Here is a 26,195-nt window from a genome sequence, read left to right on the forward strand (position 1 = left end):
GAGTGGTCGAATGCTAAATGAAATCATGGTCTGATTTTATTGTCGGGATAATTTATGTCGATACATTTCACCCATTTTTCGATAATCTTCCCATTTTTCGCTATGTAGCGAAATTTGATATATCCATCGTGAGGGCTTCCCAGTGTTTCAACTTTGTCGCCAGCTATTAGGTACGCCTTTCCTGCGGCTTGAGGGAGTGGTCGGTCATAGAGGTACGCACGTTCGCTCACTACTAAAAAATAATTATTGCTTTCGTGATCAGCAGCGGCTTTCCATGAGGGAAGTGTTCTTTTGGTGATGGTTGTTAAACTATTTTTGTCCGATTCGCTGAGGTCAGAGAAATAGGATCGGTTGTTGACTTTTTTACCATCCTCGATGAAATTAATGCTGCCGTCTCTTTCTACAACATAGATCGTGTCGTAGCAATATGGATCCTTTTCTCCGGCTGATGGTTGCTTGTCGAGCAATATAAATGTGCTTTGATCGATCATCTTTTTATCCGCCGGTTTGCACATGGAATGCGATGCCATGATGTCTGGCACCATTGGACTTAGATTTTCCGAGAAAAATGATCGGGGAAAACGGCGGCCAATCTCAAGGCCAATAACCGATCCATTGCGAGCAACAAACCAGTTCTTATTGTCCTGCTCAGAACAATTGCATGAACATGATACTAACGTCCAACTGCTATTTTTGTTCCAAGAAATCTGCAGTGGTGCATTCGGGCACAGGTTTTTTGCTTCGTTGGTGATGGTCGTTGTGCATTCGTCACCAGGCCCACATTCAACGGTATCGTATTTTACCTCCGCTATTGCATTTACGGCACTTGTCGCGATAACAATTACGAGCAACAGTCTTATTAATGATTTTTTACAATCCGCAGACATTTTTATCCGCCTTTCCACTAAGTAATTTGAAATTGATGTTGTCTCTTGGCATGGGCTTCTCACCCTTGACTGGTGGGTGTGGGTATGGCTTCTGTTGTATAATTCCCATTCGCCGGCTGGTGGCGTCGAATATCCATTTAGGGTTGGCTGTTTTGGCTCTCTCTTGAACTGCGATTTTAAGAAGTTCTATCTGTGTGGCTGGTTTTTCCGTGGCAACGCGTTCTGCTATCTGATGCGATGCTTTGCTTAAGTCATGCTGCTGTACGCATAAATCATAGAGGGCGCAGTAGGTAACGAGCTGCACGGATTTCATCAGGTCGGGGCGCAGTTCCCGTAAGAGCTTCAGGCAGCTTAGAATATCTTGATGATATTTTGCTGCCTCTTTAATTTGAATCTCTTGAAATTTTTCATTCGATCCGATGGCCTTGAATGTTTTCTGCCAATTATCCCTATTGCTATTTTGTTGCGCAATCGCCCAATTTTTTTGGGCGGCAAAATCCCCGCTTATTATCGCGCTCCAGATGGCTTGATAATTCGTTCCGGGAGCAAATGCAGCTTCAAACGCTTGAGGGTCGGCATCATGCATCTTTTTGAGGACGGGGCCAAGCGTATTCATTCCAAAATTCCACTGGATCAGTCCAAACGACATGCCCATGCCGTCAAAATTATCGGCGCATCCGTCAAATTTTGGATTTCCGTTTTCGAACGATGCCGAAATAAATAGTGCGATCCGCTGGGCCTCAACCAACGGAATGCAGTCTCCATCGCCGCACGCGAAATTCCCAATCAACCCGATCGGATGAAAATGCCATGGCTTCGGCTCTTTCGGAAGAATCGTTGCGTCGATCCCTTGAACCTCTTCCCACCACTGGAGCTTCTTTATCCGCTCCATCTCGTTCTGCCATTTCCATGGCACGAGCTTCATGTAAGGCGTGATGTCCTCCCACTTGCCCATGTTGCCGCCCCATTCGCTCTCGCTCTTCACGACAATGTGCGAGATCGCTTCGGCCAGCCAGGGCATTTTCTGCGCGTCCGCCAATTCCGCTGCGGTCACCTTGCCGTCGTGGTTGGTGTCACTTGCCTTTTCGAGCTTCTGGATAAGGTCGCTGGTGGCCAATGCGTCCGCACTAGGCTTGAAGTTGTCCTGATCCTCTCCCATGGCGAGCCCGGCGACAAACAGATACCGCTTGAACATATCGACCATCGTGGTCGAACTGTTATCGACGAGTTCGAACCCCGGCCAGTCCCACGGACTACACAGCGTCACCTTGGGGTGGTCGCGTTCGCGCGCCCAGCCTTGAAGCGTTCCACCGTCTTTCGTGCCCAGGGTCACATTCCACCAGCGTATCGCTTTTCCGCTCGCGTCCTTGTCTTCTCGGGCAAAGTTTTGCGGGCCAGGCTTCTCGAGTTCGACGATCTGGAACACGTTGCGAAAGTCCGCTGCGGGTCCGTCTGCCTGACTCACTTTTAGCGGAAAGTCTTTCCAACCCTTGATGGGTGCCGTGGTCAGTTGATTGATCAGCACCACGCCGCTGTCAATCCAAAAGGGGCTCCCGATCGGCGTCTCGATGGGCTCCGGCTTTTTCGCCGGTTTCGGCTTGTGCTTTTTCCCGGTCCCAGCCGGAGCAGGGGGCTCCGGCTGCGGGGCAGGCATCTTGACAGTTTTGGGCTGCACCTTGACCCACCGCGATTTCGAATCGCTGACCGGCGCCAGTTTCAAACCAGTCTGCTGAAGAACGTAGTCCGGTTCCCGGACCTTCGTTACCAGTTTTGCGCCGGCCAGAATTTCCAAAAATGGCTTTTCCATATTCGGATCTGCCTCTGACAACTCTTTTGCGCGTAACTGGCTCTTGGCAATGAACGTCGGAAGGTCGGGACCCGCAAAAACTTCGAGGTGCAGCAATGGCCGCGTCGGCAGCGGAGGAGTGTGCTTCGCTTCTCTGTACCGTTGGTATTGTCCGATATGCGCGACGATGTCTCCCGCTTTGACCGGGTATGGCTTCTTGAGTACAACGACCTTATCGACGGGGCCCGACTGAGGAATCGGCTCGAGCTCTGAGACAAAAACGTAACCCCACTTCAGTTGTACATCAGGAGGCTGCCCGACGATGGGGCCAACCGGATCCCCTTTAATGATCTTCGTGATTTTTGCCCAACCGTTCCGGCCGCCATTATCCGCCTCATTCACGGTCAATTCCGTCCCCTCGGGTAGCAACCCGAGCAACTTTCCGTTCGGAATAATGCGAACCCGGACCCCTGATACTGGTTGGGGAAGCGAATCGTTCCCGTCTGGTTGCGGCAATGAATCGTCGCCCGCCGCGCTGGGATCGACCGGCTTCGGTTTCGGAACGCCCTGCGCGTTTGGTTTCAATGCTCGATACGAGCGCTCCACTTCGAGATACGGCGGAAGCGTGAACTGCGACGCCTTGGCAGCCGCATTGAACCGCCCCGAGTTTTGTGGAGGCTCCAACTCTTGAGAGAATGGAGCCATGAACAAGAAGCCAAGCAAGTTTTCCCCGGAAGTCCGAGAGCGCGCAGTGCGCCTCGTACGCGAGCAGCGTAGCGAGCACCCGTCGATGTGGGCGGCAGTCGAATCGATTGCGCCGATGATCGGCTGCACGCCGCAGACGTTGTTGGATTGGGTTAAGCGCGACGAGGTCGACCGTGGAGAGCGCGATGGCGTGAGTACGGCCGAGCGTGAACGCATCAAGGCCTTGGAGCGCGAGGTCAAGGAACTGCGCCGGACCAATGAGATTCTCAAACTGGCGAGCGCGTTTTTCGCCCAGGCGGAGCTCGACCGCCGTTTCAAGTCCTGAAGGCCTTCATTGATCAGCATCGCGACACCTTCGGGGTCGAGCCGATCTGCAAGGTCTTGCGGATTGCCCCGTCGGGCTACCGACGCCATGCAGCACAACTTCGCGATCCGTCGAAGCGCTGCGCCCGCGCGAAACGCGATGAGCTTTTGCAACCGGAGATCAAGCGTGTCTGGCAGGCCAACATGCAGGTCTACGGCGTGCCGAAGGTCTGGAAGCAGATGAACCGGGAAGGCATTGCAGTGGCACGCTGCACGGTCGGACGGTTGATGAAACTGCAGGGCTTGCGTGGCGCAGTTCGCGGTAAGCGTGTTCGCACGACGATTCCCGAGGTGACCGCGCCGCGCCCGCTGGACCGAGTCAACCGGCAGTTCAAGGCTGACCGACCGAATCAGCTCTGGGTGTCGGATTTTACGTATGTCTCGACATGGCAAGGCTGGCTGTACGTGGCATTCGTGATCGACGTGTTTGCCCGCCGTATTGTTGGCTGGCGCGTCAGCTCGTCGATGACCACGGACTTCGTTCTGGATGCACTTGAACAAGCGCTGTACGCCCGCCAACCGGGTGAGGACGGGACTTTGATTCATCATTCCGACAGAGGGTCTCAATACGTCAGCATCCGCTACAGCGAACGGCTGGCTGAGGCCGGCATCGAGCCGTCGGTCGGCAGCCGGGGCGACAGCTACGACAATGCGCTGGCCGAGACGATCAACGGCCTGTACAAGACGGAACTGATTCATCGGTGCGCCCCTTGGAAAACGAGGGAATCCGTCGAACTGGCAACGCTGGAATGGGTCGCCTGGTACAACCGTCATCGGCTGATGGAACCGCTCGGCTATATCCCGCCTGCTGAAGCTGAGGCAAACTACTACAGGCAACTCAGAAATGCCGCTGACGTGTCCGCATTAACTTAAACCAACCAGCCTCCACGATTCCCGGTGCGGTTCACATTGTCCGTTTTGGTCTGATCAAGCATCGCCTTATACGTTTTCCAGTCGAGCGTATGCATGTACAAACTGAAGAACGTCAGCGTTTCACCGGGCGGCGGCCCGGACGGCGCCGGCGACTTTGTCGGAGCGGGGGCCGGAGGAGTCGCATTGTTTCCGGAGGCGGGTGCTGTCGGCGCATTCGACGGTGCCGGCGCGGGTTCGGGCTTTTTCGGTGCGGGCGGCAATTGCAGTGTATGGCGGATCAGCACAAAGCCGCGCGAGTACAGCGCGTGGCGCTGGTCCTGATAGGTCAGCGTGGGGTATTCCTTGTCGAGCCGATAAGCGACGACCTCTCCCGTGGCGATTGCCCGTATTCCCTCGTCCTGCTTCAGCGCTTCACCTGTCTTCTGACCGAAGTGAATGCCGCCATGCCAGATCCCGCTTGCTCCCAGTGGATAAAAGCCGTCCTCTGCAGTCGCAAGCACCTGCATATAGGTGAGGGGATCCGTGGTGTCCGGAGATGCACCTCCCTGAGTAGAAGGAGAAAACGGATAGCTCCATGCAAGTGGCGTGTACGCCGGCTTGGCGTCCGGCTCAGGCTTTTTCGGCGGTTGTTTGGGAGGGTGCTTGTCCGTCATGTCAGATTGAATCGCAAGTCGTTATCGTGCATCAAAAGCCGGCATCCGCTCAGCCAGAAAAATCGTCCGCGTAACCGCCGTGTTTGGACACCGGCGTACCGTTTAGTGGGTCTCGCAACGTCATGGTCGACGCACCGGGCTTGTCCCAGGATGCGCATTTTTCGAGAATCTGGCCCGACGTCCCGTTTTCGATCATGTTCGGCGTGATCTTGATATACGAGGAGCCGACGTTGAGAATCAGTTCCTTTTCCGCGCGCAGGATCACCCGCCCTGACGCGCTCTCGATCTTGACGTCCTGTTGTGCCAGCATTGTCAGCGCATCGGTTTGAGCTTGGATCTCGATCGCGCCTTTCGTCGCGAAGATTTTCACTCCCTGGTTTTGGGCGTACAGGCTGATCTTGTCCATTACGCTGGCGAGAAACGACTTCCCGGCTGCGAGGTTAACGTTTTTCCCCGCCACCAAATTGACCTGCTGATTAGCCGATGTGTGAATCGATTGATGGCTCGACAGTCCGATGCCGGCCGGGCTCGACAGTAGCAGCGCGGGTTTTGCAAAGCCATTGGCGTTCCCCGTCCCGCCGCCAGCGGTGCGCCCGCCTTTTGTTGCAGCGGGCACCGTGTGCTGCGTCATCTCGGTAAAGGCTTTCAACGCATCGCTGCCGTCCTGCAAGCTCTCGGCCCGATTCGTTTCGCTCGCCTGCGACACCGTTTCGAGCACGGCTTCCGAAGCCGCGAGCTGATCGGTCGCCGCGGACACGTTCATTGGTTGTACTGCGGCGGGGTGGGTCGAGATAGACATACCCTGAACGGCCCGGATCGCACCATGAGCCTCCGATTTGAGGTCGAACCCACTGCCCACGAACGACCCCCGCGTGTTGTCGCTCTGTTCGATCAGATAGCCCAAATGCAGGTGCGAACTGTAGCTCGACGAGTAAAGGTGGACCCGGTTCTGACCGGTAGCATCGTCCATGACGAGCTGGTTGAAGCCGTCGCCGCCATACTCACGCGAACGAAACCCGGACAGCAGGCCGTGCGTGTGCCACACCGGCATCGTCGCGCCCCCATGCAAACGCGACACGATGACGGGCCGGTCGCAGTCGCCATTGACGAATCCGAGGAGCACCTGATCACCTTTGCGCAACGGGAAGTAGCCGCCGCGCTTCGAGCCTGCGTCCGGCATCGCCGCGCGAATCCACGACGTCGACTTTGTATTGCGATCGTTCCGGCTGTTCGACGTCCGGACCCGCACGCGATTGCCATCGTCCGTGGCGATTTCTTCGTCGCTGTCGGTTACGACGATCGCCGTCTGCAAGTGCATCTCCGGCTTGTCATGCTCGAACGGGCTGCGGAACGGCGTCTTGCGGCGTTGCGCTTCGATCTCGACGTGGAAGAATCCGATACCGCCATCGCGGTGGCTCACAGTCGCGCCGGCCCCGGCCGCCTTCACCTGTTCGATCTCGCTGCGCAGGCTGCGCGGGAAGCGGGTTAGGGCGTCCATTCCTGGCAGGTTGTTTTGAATCAGCCAATCGCTCGCGATGATCGACAGTTCGCGCTCTTCGTCAGGCAATGCGTCGAGGACGGGATGCCCCGACACTTTGAACCAGTAGCCGGGCAGCGCGTAGCGGGGACTACCGATCGCAAAATAGCGCTTTGCTCTGGACGCCCATTCCTCGGTTCGAATACGCGCCTGTTGTTGTCCGGCATCGGATTCGGCCCAGGTCTGTGAGCCGGTATATAGATAATCCTCGCCTTGGCCCGGCAGATCTTCCAGGTCGGCCGCCGGCATGCTGATTTGTTTGTCGAGATCCGGGCGCTTGTAGTCGACGGTGCCGAGCGCAAGCGTTGCGCTTTGTGCATCTTGCTGCTCGCTCAGCTGCGTGAGGCCATCGAAATCCTCGTCGGTACCCGCGTGGCTGAACTTCATCTCCGAATTCGGCAGTGACGGCCCGAAATACAGGTCGTCCATCATCACGACCTTGTGCGACTTGCCATCCTTCGCGAAATCGAAGCGCGCAAATACGCCGACTTCCTCCAGGCTGCGATGCACGAAATTCCAGTCGGTTTCCCACTGCACGCGGTGCGAATACGAGCGCATCGCCGCGCGCAGTTCCTGCCCATAGTTACCGGAAGCCTGCGAATGCTTGTCGAACACGTCGGTGAGAATTTGCCAGCCGCTCGCTTCCTGCCAGTCGCGCCGATCGCTGCTCAGCTTCAGAAAGCTCAGCCACGAAGAAAACTGAAGCTGGAAATACGAGACGCTCCCGTCGTTTCCGAGGCGGCGAGCCCGCTGCACATAGCCATGGATCGGCAGATAGCCGCCGTCGGTCTGGCGAATCCACAGCGTGACGGGTTGCAGCATCAGCGCGCTGAGCTTGATCTTGTCGCCCATGACGGACGACGCGTCGACGGTCACTTCGAAATTGCGCCCGAGTCGCGCGTTGACCTTGACGTACAGCGGCGTGAGCCAGTCCTCGCCGAGCGGCGTGTCGAGTTTGACGATGCGATCGAACTGCGCGTAACCGCCGCGCAACACCTTCAGCAATACTTCCCCGCTCATGCCATTACCCCGTTTCTCGAGAACGCGATCGTTATCCGACATCCCGGCGCCGGAATTGTGTCAGTGCCAAATGAATCTTTCAAACAAATAACGATTTATTTGGATTTGCTTTCATTTTGGTGCGGAAATCCTATAAGCCGCGCCTCGGCTGATCGCGCGAAAGATCATATCAAAGGGAATTCAATACGGTAAATGTCCGGTAACCATTTTTGAAAGTCTTCTCGAAACCATCGGGCATGTAATTTTTACTATTTTGTGGCTGTCTCGTTATGTGGTGAGTAAATAATTACCGATTTTCGATGCGGCGTCATATCCCGTCACCGGATGATAAGGGGCACATCGTCTTTCCGTCGGCAACGTCGAGCACGAGTGCGCACGCGCCCCCTACCTGGACGTACGCCAGCATCAGTCACTTTCCTGACCGGAGTTTTCATCCGGATAAGACGGATGGGTGCTTGATATCCTGCCTTTGATATAGGCGATTCGGTTGCGATATGCGTCGAGTAAGCACGCACTGTCTGCGCAGGAATTGCGGACCGTCCTGAGCCATTCGATTTGATCCAGCCGAATCGGGTCCTGATATGAGATTTCTTTCGAATCGGCTTGGCGCATCGCGACGTAGCCACGATTGACGGTTGCATCCAGCTTGAGCAGTTCTCGGTTTCTACAAATGAGAGATGCTCGCCATTCGTGCCGGGCTTACTGCAATCAAAAACTCTCCCTGCATGCGCCGGCGCACGGGTCGAGCGCTCGAACACGTATGCCCAGGAACCGTCGAGGAGTACCAGTTTGTCCGGCGATCACTCGTGCGTAACGAAATTGACCGTTCGCCGGTGACGCCTGCCACGGAGGCTTGGGCGGAAGTAGAGAACGCCGAGCTGCGATGTAGCGACGTACGAAGAAGGTAGCGCGAAGGCGGGTTGATCCACGAAAAACTCAGGCTCGCTTGGCGAAACGAGTGTCGTGAACCAATGAAAAAAGCCCTTGAAGACTCAAGGGCTTTTAGGGTGTTCTGGCGGAGAGAGGGGGATTCGAACCCCCGATAGGCGATTAACCTATACACGCTTTCCAGGCGTGCGACTTAAACCACTCATCCATCTCTCCGGAAGACCGAGAGTATAGCAAACTCTGGCGGCGGCCCGCCAGCCCCTCGATTTCCCGGCAGAGCGTCCCACGCTGGCAGGGCTGCCGGGGTCGGTCATGCGTCTTCGGCCCGCCAGGGAAGTCGTGCCTGCCACCGGGCATCGGCGCTCTCTTGGCTCAGGCGATCTATGCGCATCGATCGCATCCAGGCGAAGACGCGAACACGCATGCAATCGCGCGTCGCACACCTCCAAGTCGACACCCCCGACGCCGGCCGACATCCACTGCACACTGCGCACGCAGACCAATGCAATCCCTTCGCTCTACTGCGCATGAGGCCCGCCTTCATCGTGACGAGCAATTCGACGTACTACGCGGTTCATCACGGCCAGCCTGCCGCGCTTTATTGCCCGATCACGGTCAATCAAGCCAGCCGCCGAGCATTCCATCTTCCGAGCATCGAATGCCCACCGATCCGTCGCGCCACCCCTTCGAACCCCGACATTTCATTTCTCTTTCGCATTCGTCGCGCGTGTAAGGTTGTGCGCCTTCCGCAGTCCCGAAAACTGCCCCGATAGCGGAATAACCGCAGCCTTTTCACCACCAAGCTCGCACAATACCTTACAAAACGAATGGAAATTGTAAAAATCACGTCGCTTGACGCGATGCGCGTCGGCATTTATTGTCCGTCTGCCGTACGTGAGAGAGCACGTACGTCAATCGCAGATGCGCGCATCTGCGCACACCACAACGCGTAGCAAAAAGCAGAAAAGGAAACGTGGTAGCCACATGAAGCCGCTGTTCGATGACAAGAAATCCGACGCGGTCAGCGATCGTCCTTCCATGCCGTCTTCGGCGCCCGTCGCAGTATCCGCCGCGGCCGATGCAGCCAACACAGCCAACGTTCTTCGAGTGCCGCCGGCGCATCCGACGGAGCCCGCGCGCCTGATCACCGTCGACGAGATCGACCAGCTCGGCGCGGCGCAGGGCGGCCGGATCGCCGCCTTCTCGCAGCAGATTCTCGCGAGCGTGCGCGCATCGGACGCCGACCAGTTCGGCGACAAGCTCAACGAACTGATTGCAACCGCGAAGGGGCTGGACCCGCGTGGCGCCGACAAGGGCGGGCTGCTCACGCAGGTCGCGCGGCTGTTCCGTTCGACGAAGGAAAAGCTGCTGTCGCAATACGAGTCGGTCAGCAAGCGGATGGACACGCTCGTCGTCGAGCTCGAGCGCCATGCGCAGCGGCAGAAGGCCGGCATCGACGAACTCGAGCGGATGTACGACGACAACTACGCGCTGCACCAGGAGATCGCGCAGGCGAAGTCGCACGGCGAAACGGCGCTCGCGACGCTGCGCGCGCATCTCGCGGCCGGCCAGCCAGCCGACGACGCGTTCGGCGCGCAGCGGCTGCTCGACGTGAAGCGCAAGGTCGACGCACTCGAAAGCAAGCTCGACGATCTCGACCGCGCGATGCTGATGTCGAAGCAGCTCGCGCCGCAGATCCGGATGGAGCAGGACCAGAAGCGCACGCTGACGTCGAAGTTCATGACGATCAAGACCGTGCTGATCCCCGCGTGGACCAACGCGTTCGCGCTCTACCTCGAACAGCTCGGCACGAAGCGCGCGGCGGCGCTCGCGAACGCGACCTACGACGCGGCCGACGAGGCGATCCGCGCGCAGGCGGACCTCAACCGCGCGAATGCGCAGGAGGTCGCGAAGCTCGCGCAGCGCCCGGTGATCTCGACCGACACGTTCGAATACGCGCAGCAGCAACTGTTCGGCGCGTTCGACGACGTCACGCAGATCATCGCCGAAGGCAGGCGGCAGCGCGAGCAGGACGCGCCGCGGCTGCGCCAGCTCGAACAGGACCTGATCACCCGATTCGCTCCGAAGCACAACTGAGGTGCATGCATGATTACGCTTGAGAAACGCGCGGCGAAGGTCGCGATCGTCCTTGAAAAACGCCAGATACTGAAGCCGCCCGTGGTGCGCGTCGGCGCGGCGCTCGACATCTCGGGCTCCGCAAAGGCGCTGTACAAGTCGGGCGTGATCCAGGAGACGCACGACCGGATCCTCGGCATCGCGCTGAAATTCGACGACAACGGCGAAGTCGACACGTGGACCTTCACCGAAGGCTTCGACCGCCTGCCGACCGCGACGCCTGACAACTACGGCGCGTACATCACCGACTACGTGCTGAACGGCGACGTCGACAAGTGGGGCGGCACGCAGTACGCGCCGGTGATGAACGACATCGTCGACTTCTTCTTCCGCGCGCCGGAGCCGGCGCGCAAGCGCGAAGCCAAGCGTGGCCTCCTGAGCCGGCTGTTCGGCGGCGCGGACGACGCGCCCGCGCCGGCGAGCGCGCCCCCGCCGGCGAACGGCCACCTGCCGGCCTGGGTGCTGTTCGTCACCGACGGCCAGAACCCGAAGAACGATCGCAAGCGCGTGCGCCAGCTGCTGGCCGAGTCGCGGCATTACCCGCTGTACTGGTCGCTCGTCGGCGTCGGCGATCCGAGCGAATTCGGCTTCCTCGCGGAAGTCGCCGACGAAATGCCGAACGTCGGCTTCCTGCATCTCGAGTCGCTCGACGTCTCCGACGAGCAGATCTACGAACAACTGATCACGCAGGAATTCTGCGACTGGGTGCGCGCGAAGTAAGCGCGGGCCCGCACGGCATCCCTTTTTCGAACAGAGTCACATTCCCATCATGCTGAAAGATTTCAAGATCCCGCTGTCGCTCACGGTTCTGGCGCTCGTCGTCGCGTACTGGCTCGGCGGCTTCAAGGACATGCTCATCGTCGCCGTCCTGTGCGTGCTCGAGATTTCGCTGTCGCTCGACAACGCGGTCGTCAACGCATCCGTGCTCAAGAACTGGTCGGAGAAGTGGCGCAACCGCTTCATGGTGTTCGGCCTGCCGGTGGCCGTGTTCGGCATGCGGCTCGTGTTCCCGCTCTTGATCGTCGCGGTGATCGGCCACATCGGCATGTGGGAGGCGCTGACGCTCGCGATCGACGCGCCGGACAAGTACGCGGCGATCCTGACGTCCGCGCATCACCAGGTGTCGGCGTTCGGCGGCGCGTTCCTGCTGATGGTGTTCTTCAAGTTCATGCTCGACACCGGGAAGGACGAGCACTGGATCGGCATCTTCGAAGGCCCGATGCGGCATCTCGGCCGGATCACCGCGCTCGAGGTCGCGCTGACGCTCGCGATCGTGATCATCGCGTCGCTGTACGTGCCGTCGGCCGAGCAGGTGAGCTTCCTGCTCGCGGGCGCGTTCGGCGTGATCAGCTTCGTGATCGCGCACGGCATCGGCGACCTGATCGGCGGCGAGGACACCGGCTCGCGCGTGGTGCGCGAAGGCGTCGCGGGCTTCATGTATCTCGAAGTGCTCGATTCGTCGTTCAGCTTCGACGGCGTTATCGGCGCATTTGCCCTGTCGAACAACATTTTCCTGATCGCGCTCGGCCTCGGCGTCGGCGCGGCCTACATCCGGGAAATGACGCTCGTGCTGCTGAAGAAGGGCACGCTCGCGCAATATCGCTATCTGGAGCATGGCGCGTTCTGGGCGATCGGCGCGCTCGCGGCGATCATGTTCCTCGGCGTGAAGCTGGAGATTCCCGAGGTCGTGACGGGCCTGATCGGCGCGGCGACGATCGGCGCGGCCGTGTGGTCGTCGATCATCGCGCAACGCAAGGAAGATCGCGCGACGGCCGGCGGCAAGTGACGGCGCGCGGCACCGATTGACGGCGGGCTGCCGCAGGCGGCCCGGATTCGCCGCCGGCGCATCGGCGGAATTCCAGCAGGAGATGTTCAGATGATCAATTTGTCGAAGGGCGGCCGCCTCAACCTGTCGAAAGAGGCGCCCGGCACGCAGAAATTCCGCATCGGCCTCGGCTGGGATGCGAACGCGACGGACACGGGCACGGATTTCGATCTCGACGTGTCGGTGTTCCTGTGCAAGTACGACGCGCAGAACAATCCGAAGCTGATCTCCGACCAGCACTTCGTGTTCTACAACAGCGAAGTGCGCACGATGGAGCGCAAGGACACCTTCATCCAGCCCGGCGACGATTTCCCGAAGCGCGGGATGCCGGCGTCGACGTGCCTCGGCGTCGTCCATAGCGGCGACAACCGCACCGGCAGCGGCGGCGGGGACGACGAGGTGATCTTCATCGACGTGACGAAGCTCGCGGCGGACGTCGAGGAAATCTCGGTGGTCGTCACGATCGACCAGGCCGAAGCGCGCCGCCAGAACTTCGGGCAGGTGCGCAACAGCTACATCCAGATCGCCGACGAGGTGACGGGCGCCGTGATCGCGAAGTACGCGCTCGAAGAGGACTTCTCGATGGAGACGTCGGTGCAGGTCGGCAGCTTCTACCGGCGCGACGGCCAATTCATGTTCAAGGCGGTTGGCGCAGGCTACAACCGTGGCCTCGGCGATTTCGTCCGGGCCTACGGCGGCGCCGTCTGACCGGCGGCCGCGCCAAGCGAACCGCCGCGGGGCAGGACACACGCGATGAAGAAGCCGTCCGACGGGCCGAAGCCGCTCGAATTCGACACGACGCCCGTGCGCACGGTCGGGCGACCGCTGTTCGACCCGCCGCCCGCCGCGGGCGCGTCGGGCGAACGCGCGCCCGCGCGGCCCGTGCCGCAAGCGCTCGAGTTCGGGCCGGTGCCCCAGCGTGCGCCGCGCGCGGCGCACGTCGATGCGCCCGGCCGCGCGCTGTTCGGCGAATCGAATCATCCGCTGCTCGAGCAGTGCTTCCGCGCCGCGCAGGCGCGTTTCCCGAACCTCTATCCCGACTGCGCGCCGCGCATCGAGCGGCACATCCGGCAACTGGTGCCGCTCAAGCTCGCGAGCGTGGCGACGATCGGCGATGCCGCGCTCGAAAGCGCCGGCAATCTCGTCGAGGCCGTCGCGGCGACGACGCGCGAATTCAACGAACTCGGCGCGGCCGACCTGATGGCGGACCTGCTCGCGCAGGCCACGCGCAAGGCCGGCATGCTCGACCGCTGGTTCCGCCCGTCATCCGGCCACGTCGATTACCGCGCGGCGCTCGGCGCGCTCAAGCAGTCGCTCGGCTTCTTCCCGCGCCGGACCGAGGCGCTGGCCGCGAAGGTCCGGCACGCGGACGAAAGCCTCGTCGTCGTGCTCGCGGCGCTGAGCGCGGTCGCGGACGTCGTGCGCGCGCCCGACGACCCCGGGCTCGAACGCACGCTGTTCGACCGCCGCAACATCGTCGGGCAGGCGCTCCAGCAGATCCGCATGCAGCCGGCGCTGCTGCGCGGGCTCGACGAGCGCGTGACCGACCTGCTGTCGCGCGCCGATCACCTGATGAACGTGGTGCTGCCGGCGGCGGCCGCGGCGCGGCCGCAGCGCTGAGCGGCGGCGGTGAGCGCACCGACAGCACCGACAGCACCGATCACAACGCCGGGTGACACAAGCAACGCCAGCAACACCATCGACGCCAGCAGCGCCCCCACCATCCCCGCATGCTCCACCGCACGCGATCCGGTTTCGCGCGTCTTGCCGAGAGTCTGCTATCTTCCCCGGCATTTCATCGCTTTCCCGTTGCCATGACCGACCGCATCGTTGCCGCGTTCGATTTCGACGGCACCATCACCACGTCCGACAGCTTTCGCCATTTCGTCCGCTCCGCGATCGGCACGCCGCGCTTCGCGTGGGCGGGGCTGCGCGCGCTGCCGTGGATCGCCGCGATGAAGGCGGGGCGGCTGTCGCGCGGCGACGCGAAGGCGAAGTTTGCGTGGTTCGCGCTCGGACCGGCCGATGAAGCCGCGCTCGACGCGCTCGCGTGCAGCTTCGTCGACGACTATCTGCCGCAGCTCGTGCGGCCCGAGATGCTCGAGCGGATTCGCGAGCATCGCGCGCGCGGCCACGAACTCGTGCTGGTCAGCGCGTCGCCGTCGCTGTACCTGGAGAAGTGGGCGAAGACGGCCGGCTTCGACGCGGTGCTCGCGACGCGGCTCGCGTTCGAGCGCGGCGCGTTCGCCGGCCGGCTCGACGGCGAGAACTGCTGGGGGCCGCAGAAGGTCGTGCGGCTGAGCGCGTGGTGGGGCGAGCATCCGCCGCGGCAGCTGTTCGCGTACGGCGACAGCCGCGGCGACAAGGAGATGGCCGAACTCGCGAACCACGCATGGATCCGCGGACAAGGCCCGCTGCCGCCCATCGCCGAATGACGCGATCGGCGCATGCCGTGCTCACGCGTCTTGCTGCAAGTGCGGCGCGCCGCCGGCCGGACCGCGACGCGCACCCCATCGGTTCGCACGCTTGAACGTCCCGACGTCGTTGAAGCGCACGCCGACGTCACGCAGCGCCGCGTGTGCGGTGCGCGAGGTCAGCTGCCGGATATAGAACGGATCGCGCACCACGAAGTGATGGATCGCGTGCGTGCTGCCGAAATTGCAGCAGAACAGCTGAAACGGCAGCATCCACCACGGGTTGAGCACCTGGGTCTGCTGGATCACGTTACGCGGATCGATGTCGCCGAAATAATGCATGTTCGAGCTGACGAAGTTGATGCAGAAGCTGCGCACGAAGTTCGGCGCCAGCCACACGACCGCGACGAAATCGACGACGTGCATCGCGCGCGCGATGACGACCGGCACGCTCGCCGCGTAGCCGAACGCATGCAGCGCGAACGACCCGGCGTGGTAGACGATGAACGCATGCCACAGCGCGTAATACAGGTGTCCGAGCGGCATGTACGACGACACCTGCTCGACGCGCAATTGCGCGCGCTCCGCCGCGTCGCGCACCGGTTGCGCGGCCACGTACCGGCGGACCTTGCGGCGCATCGCCTGCGGCCGCAGCACGACGGCGAGCATTCCGTCCGCGAGCATCAGCAGCCGCTTGATACCCCACGGCTCGCCGTTGGTGATGCCGAATTCCTCGAGATCCGATTCGCCGCCCGACACCTTGTGATGATGCAGGTGCATGCGGCGGCGCGTCCACGGGTTGATCGTGCCCGGCCGGGCGAGCCAGCAGAGCGCCATCATCAGGTGATGGGCCCACGGCGTCTTCTTGAAGTACATCAGATGGATCAGGTCGTGTTCGAGCTCGTGAATCAGCGACGTGACGAACGCGACGGCCGGCACCGCGACGTACCACGCGATCGCGCCGCGCGCGTACAGCCACGCGATCGCGAGCATCGCAGCGACCGATACGGCCATCACGGTCGCACCCACGAGGCTCTGCTGGTCGAGCAACGGAAAGCGCGCGCGCAGCGCGTCGCTCGCCGCATTGACCTCGCGGCGCACGTACGCGACCTTGTCCGCGTCGTCGCGAAAAACGGGTGGTGCGGGTTGGCTCATCGACCGGAATCCATGTGGAAAAAGTGAGGCGCAATGCCGATCCCGGCAGGATAGGCCGCACGAGCCGCGCGCGCGAGGGCCGCCGGTGCCAATTGCGGTGTCATTTCGGGCCATCGCGTGCGGGGCGCCGGCCATTGCCGCAGGCAGCAGGCAGCAGGCAGCACGCCCTAGAGGCGCGCCGCGGTGTCATCACGGGCCGCCGACGCTACAATCCGCCGAAACCGCCCGGGAGTCCGCCGCATGGCCCAGTCAGTCCCGGATGCCGCGCGCCAGCTGCACAAGGCGACGGTGTCCTCCGCGTATGCGCTGTTCATGCTGATGCTGGCGGAGGAGCGCGGCATCGACGGCGATCGCATCCTGGCCGGCTCGGGCGTCGAGCGTGAGCGGCTCGCGCAACCCGACGCGCGCATCACGCCGTTGCAGCAGGCGGCGATCGTGTTCAACCTGCTCGACGCGACGAACGACCCGTCGATCGCGATCGAGATCGGCCTGCGCAGCAGTCTGACCAAAGCCGGCTTGATCGGCTTCGGGCTGATGAGTTGCGCAACGCTCGGCGAGGCGATCGCGCTCGGGATCCGCTATCTGCCGACACGCGTGCCGTTCTTTTCGGTGCGGCTCGTGCAGCTCGACGGCACGGTCGACATCGACGTGTACGACGCGTTTCCGCTCGGCCGGCTGCGTCAGTTCGCGGTCGAGAATTTCCTCGTCGAGACGGCGATGCTGTTCAACTCGCTGCTCGACCCGGCGCCGGCGCGCACGTGGCAGTCGCGCGCGGAGCTGCATTTCGAATGGCCGGAGCCGCCGTGGTTCGAGCGCTACCGCGCGCGGTTGCCGCGCTGCCATTTCGATGCGAGCGCGAATCGCATCCGCTGCGACGCCGCGCTGCTCGACGAGCCGATCGGCACGGCGAACGCACAGACCGCGCAGATGATCGTGCAGCAATGCGACGCGGAGCTCGCGCGGCTCGGCTATGCGGAAAGCATCGTCGAGCGCGTGCGCAACCTGCTGATCTGCGGCGCGCACGGCTATCCGTCGGTGGACGACGTCGCGCGCGAGCTGCATGTGTCGACGCGCACGTTGAAGCGCAAGCTTGCGCAATACGGCGCGACGTACTCGGCGCTGCTCGACGAGATCCGCCTGCGCGACGCGCTGCGGCTGCTCGAAGGCACGTGCCTGCCGGTCGACGAGATCGCCGCGCGCATCGGCTATACGGACCGCGCGAATTTCACGCGCGCGTTCAAGCGCTGGACAGGCGTCGCGCCGAGCGAGCGGCGCTGATCGCGCCGGCGGCGCGGCCCGTCGGCGGTCCGATCGTTCAAATCATCGCGATCCAGTTCGCACCGCGTCCGCCCGCCACGCGTGCATGCGGCGTGAGCGTGCCGTCGTCCGGCGCGATCGCATACACCGACACGTGCTCCGAGCGCTCGCCGCACGCGACGAGAAACCGCCCCGACGGATCGATCGCGAAGCCGCGCGGCTGCGCTTCGGTGGGCGTCGCATGCGCGGGCGCGTACGTGCCGTCGGGCGTACGGCGATAGCACAGCAACTGGCTCGACGTCCGCTCGCTGACATAGGCGAACCGTTCGTCGGGCGTCAGGTGCAGATCCGCCGCCCATACGGACGGCACGGCGGGCGCCGGCGGACGCGCATGGCCGTGCGCGAGCCCCGCGACGGCCGGGTGATGGGCGCTGACCTGCGCGTCGCCGAGGCGGCCGCTCGCCGCGTCGCGCGTGAAGGTCGCGAGCGTCGCCTGGAATTCGCTGACCGCGACGAGTGCATGGCCGTCGCGCGCGAAGTGCAGGTGGCGCGGCCCGAAGCCGCCCGGCACGCGGGTTTCGCCGTGTTCGAGCACACGCAGGCCGTCGGCATCCTCGACCAGCGCGAACGTGAAGATCCGGTCCGAGCCGAGCGAGCTGACGTACGCGAAACGGTCGTCCGCGGACACGATCACCGCATGCGCATTCGGGATGCCGCCGATCACCTGCAGCGGCACGCCGTCGCCGTCGCGCACGCGCGCGGCGTCGTAGACGCTCAGCGCGTGTCCGCCGTACGACGCGCCGAGCAGCCACCGGCCGCTGCCGTCGAGCGTCAGGTACGCGAGGCTCGCGTCGATCGCGGTCGCGCCGACGCGCGCGAATGCGCCGCTCGCCGGCGCGATGCGGAACGCGACGATGGCCGGCTGCTCGCCGCGGGCCGCGACGTACAGACGCGCGCGATCGGGCTGCACGGCGATCGGCATCACGGCGTCGCCGGCCGGGTAGCGAGCGAGCGGCGCAAACGCACCGTCGGACGTGAGCGAGAAGGTGGCGAGATCGCCGTCGACGGCGTTCGAGACGATGACGGTCAGGCGGTCAGTGTTCGGCATGGCGGAGCATCGTGGTGGGCGTGATGAGGCTGGGGTCGGCGGGCCGCGCGGTCGGCATGAGCGGGCGCACGTGCGACTTCACTTTCGGGACGGCCGGTGCGCAGGCGGCGCGGGCGGGCAGAGCGGGCGAGGTCAAGGAGTCTCCAGTCGGGCGACGCGCGGGGCGAAGGCCTTGGGTGGCGTCAGCGGTGGTGTATCGAGTAGCGGACGGGTATTTGTGGTATGTCGTCGTATGACATGGTACGACGTTGACTTCGAGGTGGCGTCACGGGTTTACCCGAGAGGCCGCGGCGAAGGTCGCCCCCGCGCAGCTTTTCGGCGTACCCACAAGCGGTTGCGGCAAAATACGCGCCGCAACCGCGCGCCATCGGCAGCGCTATTGCGCGGCGCGGTTCGCGTGCCGGAAGATGATGGGCAAGGAGCGACGCGCCATGCGAACGCCAGCGATTTCACGCGCCGACGAAGGGACAACGGATCATGCAGGAACAACGACAGGGGCGGCACTTCTTCGCCTTCAACGGCGACGCGGACGGCCTGTGCGCGCTTCAGCAACTGCGGCTCGCCGAGGGCGAGCGGGGTGTGCTCGTCACCGGCGTGAAGCGCGACGTGCGCCTGCTGGCGCGGGTCGACGCGCGCGCGGGCGACCGGGTCACCGTGCTGGACGTGTCGCACGACCAGAATCGCGAGGCTGTTGCCCGGCTGCTGCGCGACGGCGTCGCGATCCGCTATTTCGACCATCACTTCGCGGGCGCGCTGCCGGACGATCCGCGTTTCGACGCGCACATCGACACGGCGGCGGACGTGTGCACGAGCGCGCTCGTGAACCGCTACCTCGGCGGCCGTCACGTGCGCTGGGCGATCGTCGCGGCGTTCGGCGACGAGCTGCCCGCGCTCGGCGACGTGCTCGCGCACGCACACGGCATCGGCGCGGAGCACGCGCGCATGCTCGCGGAGCTCGGGCGCTACCTGAACTACAACGCGTACGGTGACTGCGTCGGCGACCTGCATTTCGATCCCGCGGCGCTGGCCGACGCGATGCTGCCGTGCGCCGATCCGCTCGACTTCGTGCGCGGCACGCCGGTGTTCGCCGCGCTGCGCGACGGCTGCCGCGACGACCTGGCGCGCGCTCGCGCGCTGGCGCCGCTGCGCGAGGTGCCGGGCGCGACGCTGATCCGGATGCCCGATCAGGCGTGGGCGCGGCGCGCGACGGGCATGCTCGCGAACGAGCGGATGCGCAATGCGCCCGGCGTCGCGCTCGCGGTGCTGTCGCCGCGCGCGGACGGCGGGCTCTGCGTCAGCGTGCGCGTGCCCGACGGCCGGCCGCTCGGCGCCGACGACTTCTGCCGCACCTTCCCGACCGGCGGCGGGCGCAAGCGCGCCGCCGGCATCAACCATCTGCCGGAAGCGGAATTCGACGCGTTCGTCGCGCGCTTCGAGGCGGCGTTCCGGCTCGACTGACGTCGCGTCGCGCGCCGTCCGCACGGGCCGGGCGTTACCCCTGCGCGGCGGCCTGCGCGCGCACGGCCGCGTCGCATTCGGCCGCTTCCGTGCGAATCCAGTCGCGCACCTCGGCCACCTCGCGCCGCGGCGCCGGATCGCGCTGGTACAGCCAGTACGCGTAGCCGTTCTGCGGGGCGGGCCGGTGCGGCCCGAGCACCGTCAGCCGGCCGTCCGCGAGCATCGGCGCGACGAGCGCGAGCCGCCCGAGCGCGATGCCCTGGCCGGCGATCGCCGCCTGGATCACCTGGTCGTACTGGTTGAAGCGCAGCACGCTCTTCGGGCGCGCGTCGCCGAGCCCGACCGCGCGCAGGTGGTCGTGCCACTGCAGCTGCGTCTGCGGCTGCCCGTCGAATTCGAGCAGCACGTGGCCCGCGAGCGCCGCGGCGTCCGCGATCGGCCGCGCCGCATGTGCCGGGTGCGCGACCGGCACCACCGTCTCGTCGAACAGGTGCAGCGCGCCTTCCGGCGCACGGTCGAGGGGTGCGTAGCGGATCCCGAGGTCGATGCCTTCGGTGCGCAAATCGAGCACCTTGTCGTTCGCGGCGACGCGCAGGTCGATCTCCGGATGGCGCGCCTGCAGCCGGCCGAGCCGCGGCAGCAGCCACAGCGCCGTGACGCCGATGCTCGCGGTGATCGTGACCGGCTGGCGCTCGCGCGCGGCGGTGAGGGTGCCGACGGCGTCCTGCAGGCTGTGCAGCGCGGCGTCGGCGATGCGGAACAGGCGCTCGCCTTCCGGCGTGAACGCGATCTTGCGGTAGCCGCGCTGCAGCAGCGCGACGCCGAGATGCGCTTCGAGCGCATGCACCTGGCGGCTGACCGCGGATTGCGTCACGCACAGATCCTGCGCGGCGAGCGTAATGCTCATGCGGCGGCCGACGGCGACGAAGCCGCGCACGAGGTCCAGCGACGGGAGACGGACGAGAGGCGTTGACATGCGTTGGATTCATGCGAACGAAGCAGCAAGATTGGTTGAGAACGCCGCAAGCGTCAAGTTCAATGGAAGCCGGTCGAGCAGATGGAGCGCCGCCGCATCCGCGGCGGCACAGGAGACGGGATGACGAATTCGAACCAGGCCCGCGAGGCCGTGCACGACGCCGCGCCGGCCGACGAGCGTACGGCCGATGCGCTGCCGCCGCAGGCCGTGACGCTGACCGCCGCCGACGGCTACACGCTGCGCGCGCACGTGTGGCGGCATCGCGGCGGCGCGAGCGCCGGCCGGCCGGTGACGGTCGTCAATTGCGCGACGTCGGTGCGCTGCGACTATTACTTCCGCTTCGCCGCGTGGCTGTTCGCGCATGGCCGCGACGTGCTCGTCTACGACTACCGCGGGATCGGCGGGTCGCGCCCCGCGCGGCTCGCGACGCTGCGCGCGAACTGGCTCGACTGGGGGCGGCTCGACTGCGAGGCCGCGTTGCAGTACGCGCGCGATGCGTTTCCCGGCCAGCCGGTCGACGTCGTCGCACACAGCATCGGCGGCTGCGTGCTCGGGCTCGCGGCGTCGAACGCAGCGGTGCGTCGCGTGGTGACGGTCGGCGCGCAGTACGCGTACTGGCGCGACTATCGGCATCAGCAGCGGCGCCGCATGTGGTGGAAGTGGCACGTCGCGATGCCGGCGCTCGCCGCGGTGTTCGGCTACGTGCCCGCGAAGCGGCTCGGCTGGATGGAAGACACGCCGCGCGGCGTCGCGCTGTCGTGGGTGCGCTCGCAGGCTCGCTTCGAAGACGCATACACGCGCGGCCCGCTCGCCGAGACCGCCGCGAGCCGCGCCGCGCTGCCCGGCCGCTTCGCACGGCTGTCGGCGCCGATGCTGGCGATCGGCCTCGACGACGACGCATTCGGCACGATCGACGCGATCGAACGACTGACCGGCTACTACACGGGCAGCGACGTCACGCATCTGCGGCTTGCACCGCACGACATCGGCGTCGCCGAGATCGGGCACTTCGCGTTCTTCCACAGCCGCTTCGTCAGCACACTGTGGCCGGTCGCACTGCACTGGCTGCAGCACGGCGCGCTGCCGGCCGATGCGCCGGGCCGCGTCCACGCACGCCGTCGCGCGACGGTCGCGGCAAGCGGCATGCCGGGCGCCGTGGCGCAGGGGTGACGTGCCACACGGTTGCAGCCGCGCGACGCCATCGCCGCGAGCCCGCGATATGCATGCGATATGAACCCAATACGCCCGCGACCGGGCGCGCACCGTGACGATGTTCGAGCGCGCATTCGATTAACATCGGACGTTTGATTCGACCACCCCCTACGTGCCGATGTCCCGTTCGCCCGCTTCCGCCTCCGACTCCGCCTCCGACTCCGCCCCCGATGCCGATCCGTGCCGCGCGTGGCGCGTGCAGATGCTCGATCTGCCGCCGGCCGCAGCGCATGCCGGCGTGCGCGTCGCGCGCGTCGATTTCGACTGGCAGGTGCCGCTCGCGTCGCCCGCGTACGCGGCGTTGAGCGACGCCGAGCGCGCGCGGGCGGGCCGCTTTCTGCGGCCGCAGGACGCGGTGCGCAGCGCGGGCACGCGCGTCGCGCTGCGCGACGTGCTCGGCGCGCAGCTCGGCATCGCGCCGCGCGAGGTCGCGCTCGTCGTCGACGCGTCGGGCCGGCCGTCGCTGGACCCCGTGCATCGCGCCGCGCTCGATTTCAACGTGTCGCACGCGGGCGATCACGCGCTGATCGCATGGTCGGCCGGCTGCCGGGTCGGCGTCGACATCGAGCGCTGCGACCGCGCGACCGACTGGCGCGGGCTGACGCGCGAAGTGTGCGCGCCCGGCGAAGCCGCCTATCTCGATGCGCTGCCGGACCTCGCGCGCGCGGACGCGTTCATGCACGTGTGGTCCGCGAAGGAAGCGCTGCTCAAGGCGCTCGGCACCGGCATCGGCGGCGGGCTGCGGGCGTTCGCGGTGGTGCCGCCCCACGACCCGGTGACGCCAGCCACCACCATCGTCGAGCCTGCTGCGCCTGCTGCCGGCGTGGCGGCGTTCGACGCCGGCTGGTTCGACGCGGCGCCCGGCTACGCGGCGTGCGTCGCGTGGACGCGCCGAGCCGAGGACGCTCCGTCGAGCGGCGCCGCGTAGCGCGGATCGCGTCGCTCATCGGGAAGTCGCAAGCGAGTCCGTTCGGCTGCATCGGCTTCGTGAATCACTTGTCGTACGGCCCACGATCTCGCCGATCTCGCCGCTCTTCATCACTTGCGCGAGCACGCCGTCGACGAGCGCCTTGAACTGCGGATCGTCCTTGCGCAGCATGAAGCCGTAGGCCTCCGACGATTGCGGCGTGCCGACGATCGTCCAGTCCGCCGGTTTCGCGGCGAGCTGGCGCACGCCCGCGAGCAGTACGTCGTCCATCATGTACGCGACCGCGCGGCCCGATTCGAGCGTGAGGCGCCCCTCGCCGTAGTCCTTCGCGCTGATGATCTGCATGTTCATCTTCTTTTCCTCGTTCATCCTGCGCAGCAGCCGCTCGGACGTCGTGCCCTGGTTCGTCACGACGGTCTTGCCGGCCAGGTCGGGGAAGTCGCGGATGCCCGACGTGGTGCGCGTGAGCAGGCGCGTCGTCGCGACGAAGAAGGTCGTCGAGAACGCGACCTGCGCGTGACGCGCGGCGAGATTCGTCGTCACGCCGCATTCGAGGTCGACCGTGCCGTTCTGCACGAGCGGCATGCGGTTCTGCGACGCCGCCGGCGTCATTTCACCGAGGCGCCGCCGCGCTCAGGCCGGCCGTGTCGCGCCTCAGGGAAACTCCCGAGCCGGAATTATGAAATTCGGGTTGTCTAGACAAGTTTGGATGGCTACACTGCATCCATCTCGAACTTGTCTAGACAGGATTGCTCACATGATTACGCTGACCCCCGGCCACCTGACCCTCCCGCAACTGCGCAAGATCGCCCGCGAACCCGTGCAGCTCGTGCTCGACCCGGCCAGCTTCGCGAAGATCGACGCCGGCGCGAAGGCGGTGGCCGACATCGCCGCGAAGGGCGACCCGGCCTACGGCATCAACACGGGCTTCGGCCGCCTGGCGAGCACGCACATCCCGCACGACCAGCTCGAACTGCTGCAGAAGAACCTCGTGCTGTCGCACGCGGTCGGCGTCGGCGAGCCGATGGCGCGCTCGTCGGTGCGCCTCCTGATGGCGCTGAAGCTGTCGAGCCTCGGCCGTGGCCACTCGGGCATCCGTCGCGAAGTGATGGACGCGCTGATCAAGCTGTTCAACGCGGACGTGCTGCCGCTGATCCCGGTGAAGGGCTCGGTCGGCGCGTCGGGCGACCTCGCGCCGCTCGCGCACATGTCGGCGGTGCTGCTCGGCGTCGGCGAAGTGTTCATCCGCGGCGAGCGCGCGAGCGCGCTTGAGGGGCTGCGCGTCGCGGGCCTCGCGCCGCTCACGCTGCAGGCGAAGGAAGGCCTCGCGCTGCTGAACGGCACGCAGGCGTCGACGGCGCTGGCGCTCGACAACATGTTCGCGATCGAAGACCTGTACCGCACCGCGCTGGTTGCGGGCGCGCTGTCGGTCGACGCGGCGGCCGGCTCGGTGAAGCCGTTCGACGCGCGCATCCACGAGCTGCGCGGCCATCAAGGCCAGATCGACGCGGCCGCGTCCTACCGCGACCTGCTCGAAGGCTCGCCGATCAACCAGTCGCACCGCGACTGCGACAAGGTGCAGGATCCGTACAGCCTGCGCTGCCAGCCGCAGGTGATGGGTGCGTGCCTGGACCAGATGCGCCATGCGGCCGACGTGCTGCTGGTCGAGGCGAACGCCGTGTCGGACAACCCGCTGATCTTCCCGGACACCGGCGAAGTGCTGTCGGGCGGCAACTTCCACGCGGAACCCGTCGCGTTCGCGGCCGACAACCTCGCGCTCGCCGCATCGGAAATCGGCGCGCTGGCCGAGCGCCGCATCGCGCTGCTGATCGACGCGACGCTGTCGGGCCTGCCCCCGTTCCTCGTGAAGGACGGCGGCGTGAACTCGGGCTTCATGATCGCGCACGTGACGGCGGCCGCCTTGGCGTCGGAAAACAAGACACTCGCGCACCCGGCGTCGGTCGACTCGCTGCCGACCTCGGCGAACCAGGAAGACCACGTGTCGATGGCGACCTTCGCCGCACGCAAGCTCGCCGACATCGCGGACAACACGAAGCACATCCTCGCGATCGAACTGCTGGCCGCCGCGCAGGGCGTCGACCTGCGCGCGCCGCATCACACGAGCCCGAAGCTCGCGCCCGTGATGGAGACGATCCGCGGCAAGGTCGCGCACTACGAGCTCGACCACTACTTCGCGCCGGACATCGCGGTGATCGCGAAGCTGGTCGGCGAGCGCGCGTTCGCGCAGCACAGCCCGTTCTCGTTCGCATCGGAACAGTAACGCGATGAGCGCACCGGTCTACCAGGAGATCAAGGAATTCATCCTGGCCCGCATCCACGCCGGCGAGTGGGAGGAGGGCGACCAGGTGCCGTCCGAGAACGAGCTGGCCCGCGAGTTCAGGGTCGCGCGGATGACCGTCAACCGCGCGCTGCGCGAGCTGACGGCCGAGCAGGTGCTCACGCGCCTGAAGGGCGCCGGCACCTACGTCGCGCGGCCGAAGTACGAGTCGACCCTGGTGGCGATCCGCAGCATCTCGGAAGAGGTGGCCGCGCGCGGCCACGCGCATCGCGCAAGCGTGCTCGGCCTCGAGACCGTGAGGGCCGACGAGGCGCTCGCGGACGAGATGCAGGTCGCGGTGCGCGCGAAGCTGTTTCACTCGCAGGTGCTGCATTTCGAGAACGACGAGCCGGTGCAGCTCGAAGAACGATGGGTGAATCCGGCGGTCGCGCCGGATTACGCCGCGCAGGATTTCACGAACACGACGCCGAACCAGTACCTGATGCGCGCGGCGCCGCTGCAGCGCGTCGAGTACCGGATCGAAGCGGCCGCACCCCGCCGGAGCGGCGCGAGCAGCTTCGGATGGACGACGTCGAACCGTGTCTGGTTTTACATCGGCGCACCTGGTCGCAGGGCGTCGTCGCCTCGGTGGCGAATCTGTGGCATCCCGGCAGCCGTTATCGCTTCACCGGGCATTTCTGAATCTGTTGATTTTCCATTTCCCTCGGGAGCAGTC

The 26,195-nt window shown here is 64.7% G+C and carries 19 protein-coding genes, 1 tRNA gene, 2 pseudogenes and 1 other annotated feature; of the genes and pseudogenes, 13 read left to right on the forward strand and 9 right to left on the reverse strand.

Annotation, left to right across the window (positions count from 1 at the left end; genetic code table 11):
- Positions 1–23: 23 nt before the first annotated feature.
- Positions 24–887, reverse strand: a complete 864-nt coding sequence (locus WJ35_RS30940; protein ID WP_155121836.1) for a hypothetical protein — start codon at positions 885–887, stop codon at positions 24–26.
- Positions 871–3,378 (reverse strand): hypothetical protein, encoded by a 2,508-nt coding sequence (locus WJ35_RS31725; RefSeq protein WP_196222081.1) that lies wholly within the window; start codon positions 3,376–3,378, stop codon positions 871–873. Before WJ35_RS31725 ends, WJ35_RS30940 begins: the two co-directional genes overlap by 17 nt.
- Between WJ35_RS31725 and WJ35_RS01160 the strand changes: the two genes are divergently transcribed.
- Positions 3,377–4,614 (forward strand): IS3 family transposase gene (locus WJ35_RS01160; RefSeq protein WP_155121837.1). Its coding sequence is split into 2 segments (ribosomal slippage): positions 3,377–3,668 and positions 3,668–4,614, totalling 1,239 coding nucleotides; the frame shifts between segments, so codons are not numbered across the junction. The genes WJ35_RS31725 and WJ35_RS01160 overlap by 2 nt on opposite strands.
- Positions 3,658–3,774: a sequence feature (AL1L pseudoknot), on the forward strand. (Overlaps the previous gene by 117 nt.)
- On the opposite strand, the gene WJ35_RS30945 is transcribed toward WJ35_RS01160, so the two are convergent.
- From WJ35_RS30945 to WJ35_RS01170, 3 genes are all read right to left on the reverse strand, one after another.
- Positions 4,611–5,267 (reverse strand): hypothetical protein, encoded by a 657-nt coding sequence (locus tag WJ35_RS30945; protein WP_155121838.1) that lies wholly within the window; start codon positions 5,265–5,267, stop codon positions 4,611–4,613. The two genes, WJ35_RS01160 and WJ35_RS30945, sit on opposite strands and share 4 nt — an antisense overlap.
- A gap of 49 nt (positions 5,268–5,316) precedes the next feature.
- Positions 5,317–7,824: a type VI secretion system Vgr family protein gene (locus WJ35_RS01165; protein ID WP_034194580.1), complete on the reverse strand. Its 2,508-nt coding sequence runs from the start codon at positions 7,822–7,824 to the stop codon at positions 5,317–5,319.
- Between the two features lie 1,013 nt (positions 7,825–8,837).
- A tRNA-Ser gene (locus tag WJ35_RS01170) sits at positions 8,838–8,928 on the reverse strand.
- 768 nt (positions 8,929–9,696) lie between these two features.
- Between WJ35_RS01170 and WJ35_RS01175 the strand changes: the two genes are divergently transcribed.
- From WJ35_RS01175 to WJ35_RS01200, 6 genes are all read left to right on the forward strand, one after another.
- Positions 9,697–10,809: a toxic anion resistance protein gene (locus WJ35_RS01175; protein WP_069238630.1), complete on the forward strand. Its 1,113-nt coding sequence runs from the start codon at positions 9,697–9,699 to the stop codon at positions 10,807–10,809.
- Between the two features lie 9 nt (positions 10,810–10,818).
- Positions 10,819–11,568, forward strand: coding sequence for a VWA domain-containing protein (locus WJ35_RS01180; RefSeq protein ID WP_060238111.1), 750 nt, complete (start codon positions 10,819–10,821; stop codon positions 11,566–11,568).
- A gap of 49 nt (positions 11,569–11,617) precedes the next feature.
- Positions 11,618–12,634, forward strand: a complete 1,017-nt coding sequence (locus WJ35_RS01185) for a DUF475 domain-containing protein (protein WP_010095831.1) — start codon at positions 11,618–11,620, stop codon at positions 12,632–12,634.
- A 90-nt stretch (positions 12,635–12,724) separates the two neighbouring features.
- Positions 12,725–13,381, forward strand: coding sequence for a TerD family protein (locus WJ35_RS01190; protein ID WP_069238631.1), 657 nt, complete (start codon positions 12,725–12,727; stop codon positions 13,379–13,381).
- A 45-nt stretch (positions 13,382–13,426) separates the two neighbouring features.
- On the forward strand, positions 13,427–14,293 hold the full coding sequence (locus tag WJ35_RS01195; RefSeq protein ID WP_069238632.1) for a hypothetical protein: 867 nt from the start codon (positions 13,427–13,429) through the stop codon (positions 14,291–14,293).
- Between the two features lie 194 nt (positions 14,294–14,487).
- Positions 14,488–15,108, forward strand: coding sequence for an HAD family hydrolase (locus WJ35_RS01200; RefSeq protein ID WP_069238633.1), 621 nt, complete (start codon positions 14,488–14,490; stop codon positions 15,106–15,108).
- A gap of 21 nt (positions 15,109–15,129) precedes the next feature.
- Here the strand turns inward: WJ35_RS01200 and WJ35_RS01205 are convergent, their stop codons facing one another.
- On the reverse strand, positions 15,130–16,242 hold the full coding sequence (locus WJ35_RS01205) for a fatty acid desaturase (RefSeq protein ID WP_069238634.1): 1,113 nt from the start codon (positions 16,240–16,242) through the stop codon (positions 15,130–15,132).
- A gap of 240 nt (positions 16,243–16,482) precedes the next feature.
- Between WJ35_RS01205 and WJ35_RS01210 the strand changes: the two genes are divergently transcribed.
- Positions 16,483–17,520 (forward strand): AraC family transcriptional regulator, encoded by a 1,038-nt coding sequence (locus WJ35_RS01210; RefSeq protein WP_069238635.1) that lies wholly within the window; start codon positions 16,483–16,485, stop codon positions 17,518–17,520.
- Between the two features lie 37 nt (positions 17,521–17,557).
- Here WJ35_RS01210 and WJ35_RS01215 read toward each other — a convergent pair whose 3' ends face one another.
- On the reverse strand, positions 17,558–18,607 hold the full coding sequence (locus tag WJ35_RS01215) for a lactonase family protein (protein WP_069238636.1): 1,050 nt from the start codon (positions 18,605–18,607) through the stop codon (positions 17,558–17,560).
- Positions 18,608–19,084: 477 nt separating this feature from the next.
- Between WJ35_RS01215 and WJ35_RS01220 the strand changes: the two genes are divergently transcribed.
- Positions 19,085–20,065 (forward strand): acetyltransferase, encoded by a 981-nt coding sequence (locus WJ35_RS01220; protein WP_069238637.1) that lies wholly within the window; start codon positions 19,085–19,087, stop codon positions 20,063–20,065.
- 34 nt (positions 20,066–20,099) lie between these two features.
- Here WJ35_RS01220 and WJ35_RS01225 read toward each other — a convergent pair whose 3' ends face one another.
- On the reverse strand, positions 20,100–21,041 hold the full coding sequence (locus WJ35_RS01225; RefSeq protein WP_060238148.1) for a LysR substrate-binding domain-containing protein: 942 nt from the start codon (positions 21,039–21,041) through the stop codon (positions 20,100–20,102).
- A gap of 120 nt (positions 21,042–21,161) precedes the next feature.
- On the opposite strand from WJ35_RS01225, the gene WJ35_RS01230 reads away from it, so the two are divergent.
- Both WJ35_RS01230 and WJ35_RS01235 read left to right on the forward strand, forming a co-directional pair.
- Entirely contained in the window at positions 21,162–22,211 is a 1,050-nt protein-coding gene (locus WJ35_RS01230) for an alpha/beta fold hydrolase (protein WP_069239377.1), read from the forward strand.
- 160 nt (positions 22,212–22,371) lie between these two features.
- A complete protein-coding gene (locus WJ35_RS01235) occupies positions 22,372–23,181 on the forward strand; it encodes a 4'-phosphopantetheinyl transferase family protein (RefSeq protein WP_069238638.1) in 810 nt (269 codons plus the stop codon).
- On the opposite strand, the pseudogene WJ35_RS01240 reads toward WJ35_RS01235, so the two are convergent.
- Positions 23,153–23,787, reverse strand: a pseudogene (locus WJ35_RS01240) (transporter substrate-binding domain-containing protein); the annotation flags it as partial. The gene WJ35_RS01235 and the pseudogene WJ35_RS01240 overlap by 29 nt on opposite strands.
- A gap of 151 nt (positions 23,788–23,938) precedes the next feature.
- Between WJ35_RS01240 and hutH the strand changes: the two are divergent.
- Positions 23,939–25,462 (forward strand): histidine ammonia-lyase, encoded by a 1,524-nt coding sequence (gene hutH, locus WJ35_RS01245; protein WP_060238157.1) that lies wholly within the window; start codon positions 23,939–23,941, stop codon positions 25,460–25,462.
- A 4-nt stretch (positions 25,463–25,466) separates the two neighbouring features.
- Positions 25,467–26,161, forward strand: a pseudogene (gene hutC, locus WJ35_RS29365) (histidine utilization repressor).
- Positions 26,162–26,195 lie beyond the last annotated feature (34 nt).

The sequence above is a fragment of the Burkholderia ubonensis genome (assembly GCF_001718695.1).
Taxonomy (GTDB): Bacteria; Pseudomonadota; Gammaproteobacteria; order Burkholderiales; family Burkholderiaceae; genus Burkholderia; species Burkholderia ubonensis_B.

What these genes read in the sequence shown, in the direction of transcription:
- WJ35_RS31725 (WP_196222081.1), bottom strand. Translation starts at nt 3,378, where the DNA reads ATGGCTCCATTCTCTCAAGAGTTGGAGCCTCCACAAAACTCGGGGCGG.
- WJ35_RS01165 (WP_034194580.1), bottom strand. Translation starts at nt 7,824, where the DNA reads ATGAGCGGGGAAGTATTGCTGAAGGTGTTGCGCGGCGGTTACGCGCAG.
- WJ35_RS30940 (WP_155121836.1), bottom strand. Translation starts at nt 887, where the DNA reads ATGTCTGCGGATTGTAAAAAATCATTAATAAGACTGTTGCTCGTAATT.
- WJ35_RS01190 (WP_069238631.1), top strand. Translation starts at nt 12,725, where the DNA reads ATGATCAATTTGTCGAAGGGCGGCCGCCTCAACCTGTCGAAAGAGGCG.
- WJ35_RS01230 (WP_069239377.1), top strand. Translation starts at nt 21,162, where the DNA reads ATGACGAATTCGAACCAGGCCCGCGAGGCCGTGCACGACGCCGCGCCG.
- WJ35_RS01210 (WP_069238635.1), top strand. Translation starts at nt 16,483, where the DNA reads ATGGCCCAGTCAGTCCCGGATGCCGCGCGCCAGCTGCACAAGGCGACG.
- WJ35_RS01220 (WP_069238637.1), top strand. Translation starts at nt 19,085, where the DNA reads ATGCAGGAACAACGACAGGGGCGGCACTTCTTCGCCTTCAACGGCGAC.
- WJ35_RS01215 (WP_069238636.1), bottom strand. Translation starts at nt 18,607, where the DNA reads ATGCCGAACACTGACCGCCTGACCGTCATCGTCTCGAACGCCGTCGAC.
- WJ35_RS01200 (WP_069238633.1), top strand. Translation starts at nt 14,488, where the DNA reads ATGACCGACCGCATCGTTGCCGCGTTCGATTTCGACGGCACCATCACC.
- WJ35_RS01180 (WP_060238111.1), top strand. Translation starts at nt 10,819, where the DNA reads ATGATTACGCTTGAGAAACGCGCGGCGAAGGTCGCGATCGTCCTTGAA.
- WJ35_RS01225 (WP_060238148.1), bottom strand. Translation starts at nt 21,041, where the DNA reads ATGTCAACGCCTCTCGTCCGTCTCCCGTCGCTGGACCTCGTGCGCGGC.
- WJ35_RS01175 (WP_069238630.1), top strand. Translation starts at nt 9,697, where the DNA reads ATGAAGCCGCTGTTCGATGACAAGAAATCCGACGCGGTCAGCGATCGT.
- WJ35_RS01195 (WP_069238632.1), top strand. Translation starts at nt 13,427, where the DNA reads ATGAAGAAGCCGTCCGACGGGCCGAAGCCGCTCGAATTCGACACGACG.
- WJ35_RS01205 (WP_069238634.1), bottom strand. Translation starts at nt 16,242, where the DNA reads ATGAGCCAACCCGCACCACCCGTTTTTCGCGACGACGCGGACAAGGTC.
- WJ35_RS01235 (WP_069238638.1), top strand. Translation starts at nt 22,372, where the DNA reads ATGTCCCGTTCGCCCGCTTCCGCCTCCGACTCCGCCTCCGACTCCGCC.
- WJ35_RS01185 (WP_010095831.1), top strand. Translation starts at nt 11,618, where the DNA reads ATGCTGAAAGATTTCAAGATCCCGCTGTCGCTCACGGTTCTGGCGCTC.
- WJ35_RS30945 (WP_155121838.1), bottom strand. Translation starts at nt 5,267, where the DNA reads ATGACGGACAAGCACCCTCCCAAACAACCGCCGAAAAAGCCTGAGCCG.
- hutH (WP_060238157.1), top strand. Translation starts at nt 23,939, where the DNA reads ATGATTACGCTGACCCCCGGCCACCTGACCCTCCCGCAACTGCGCAAG.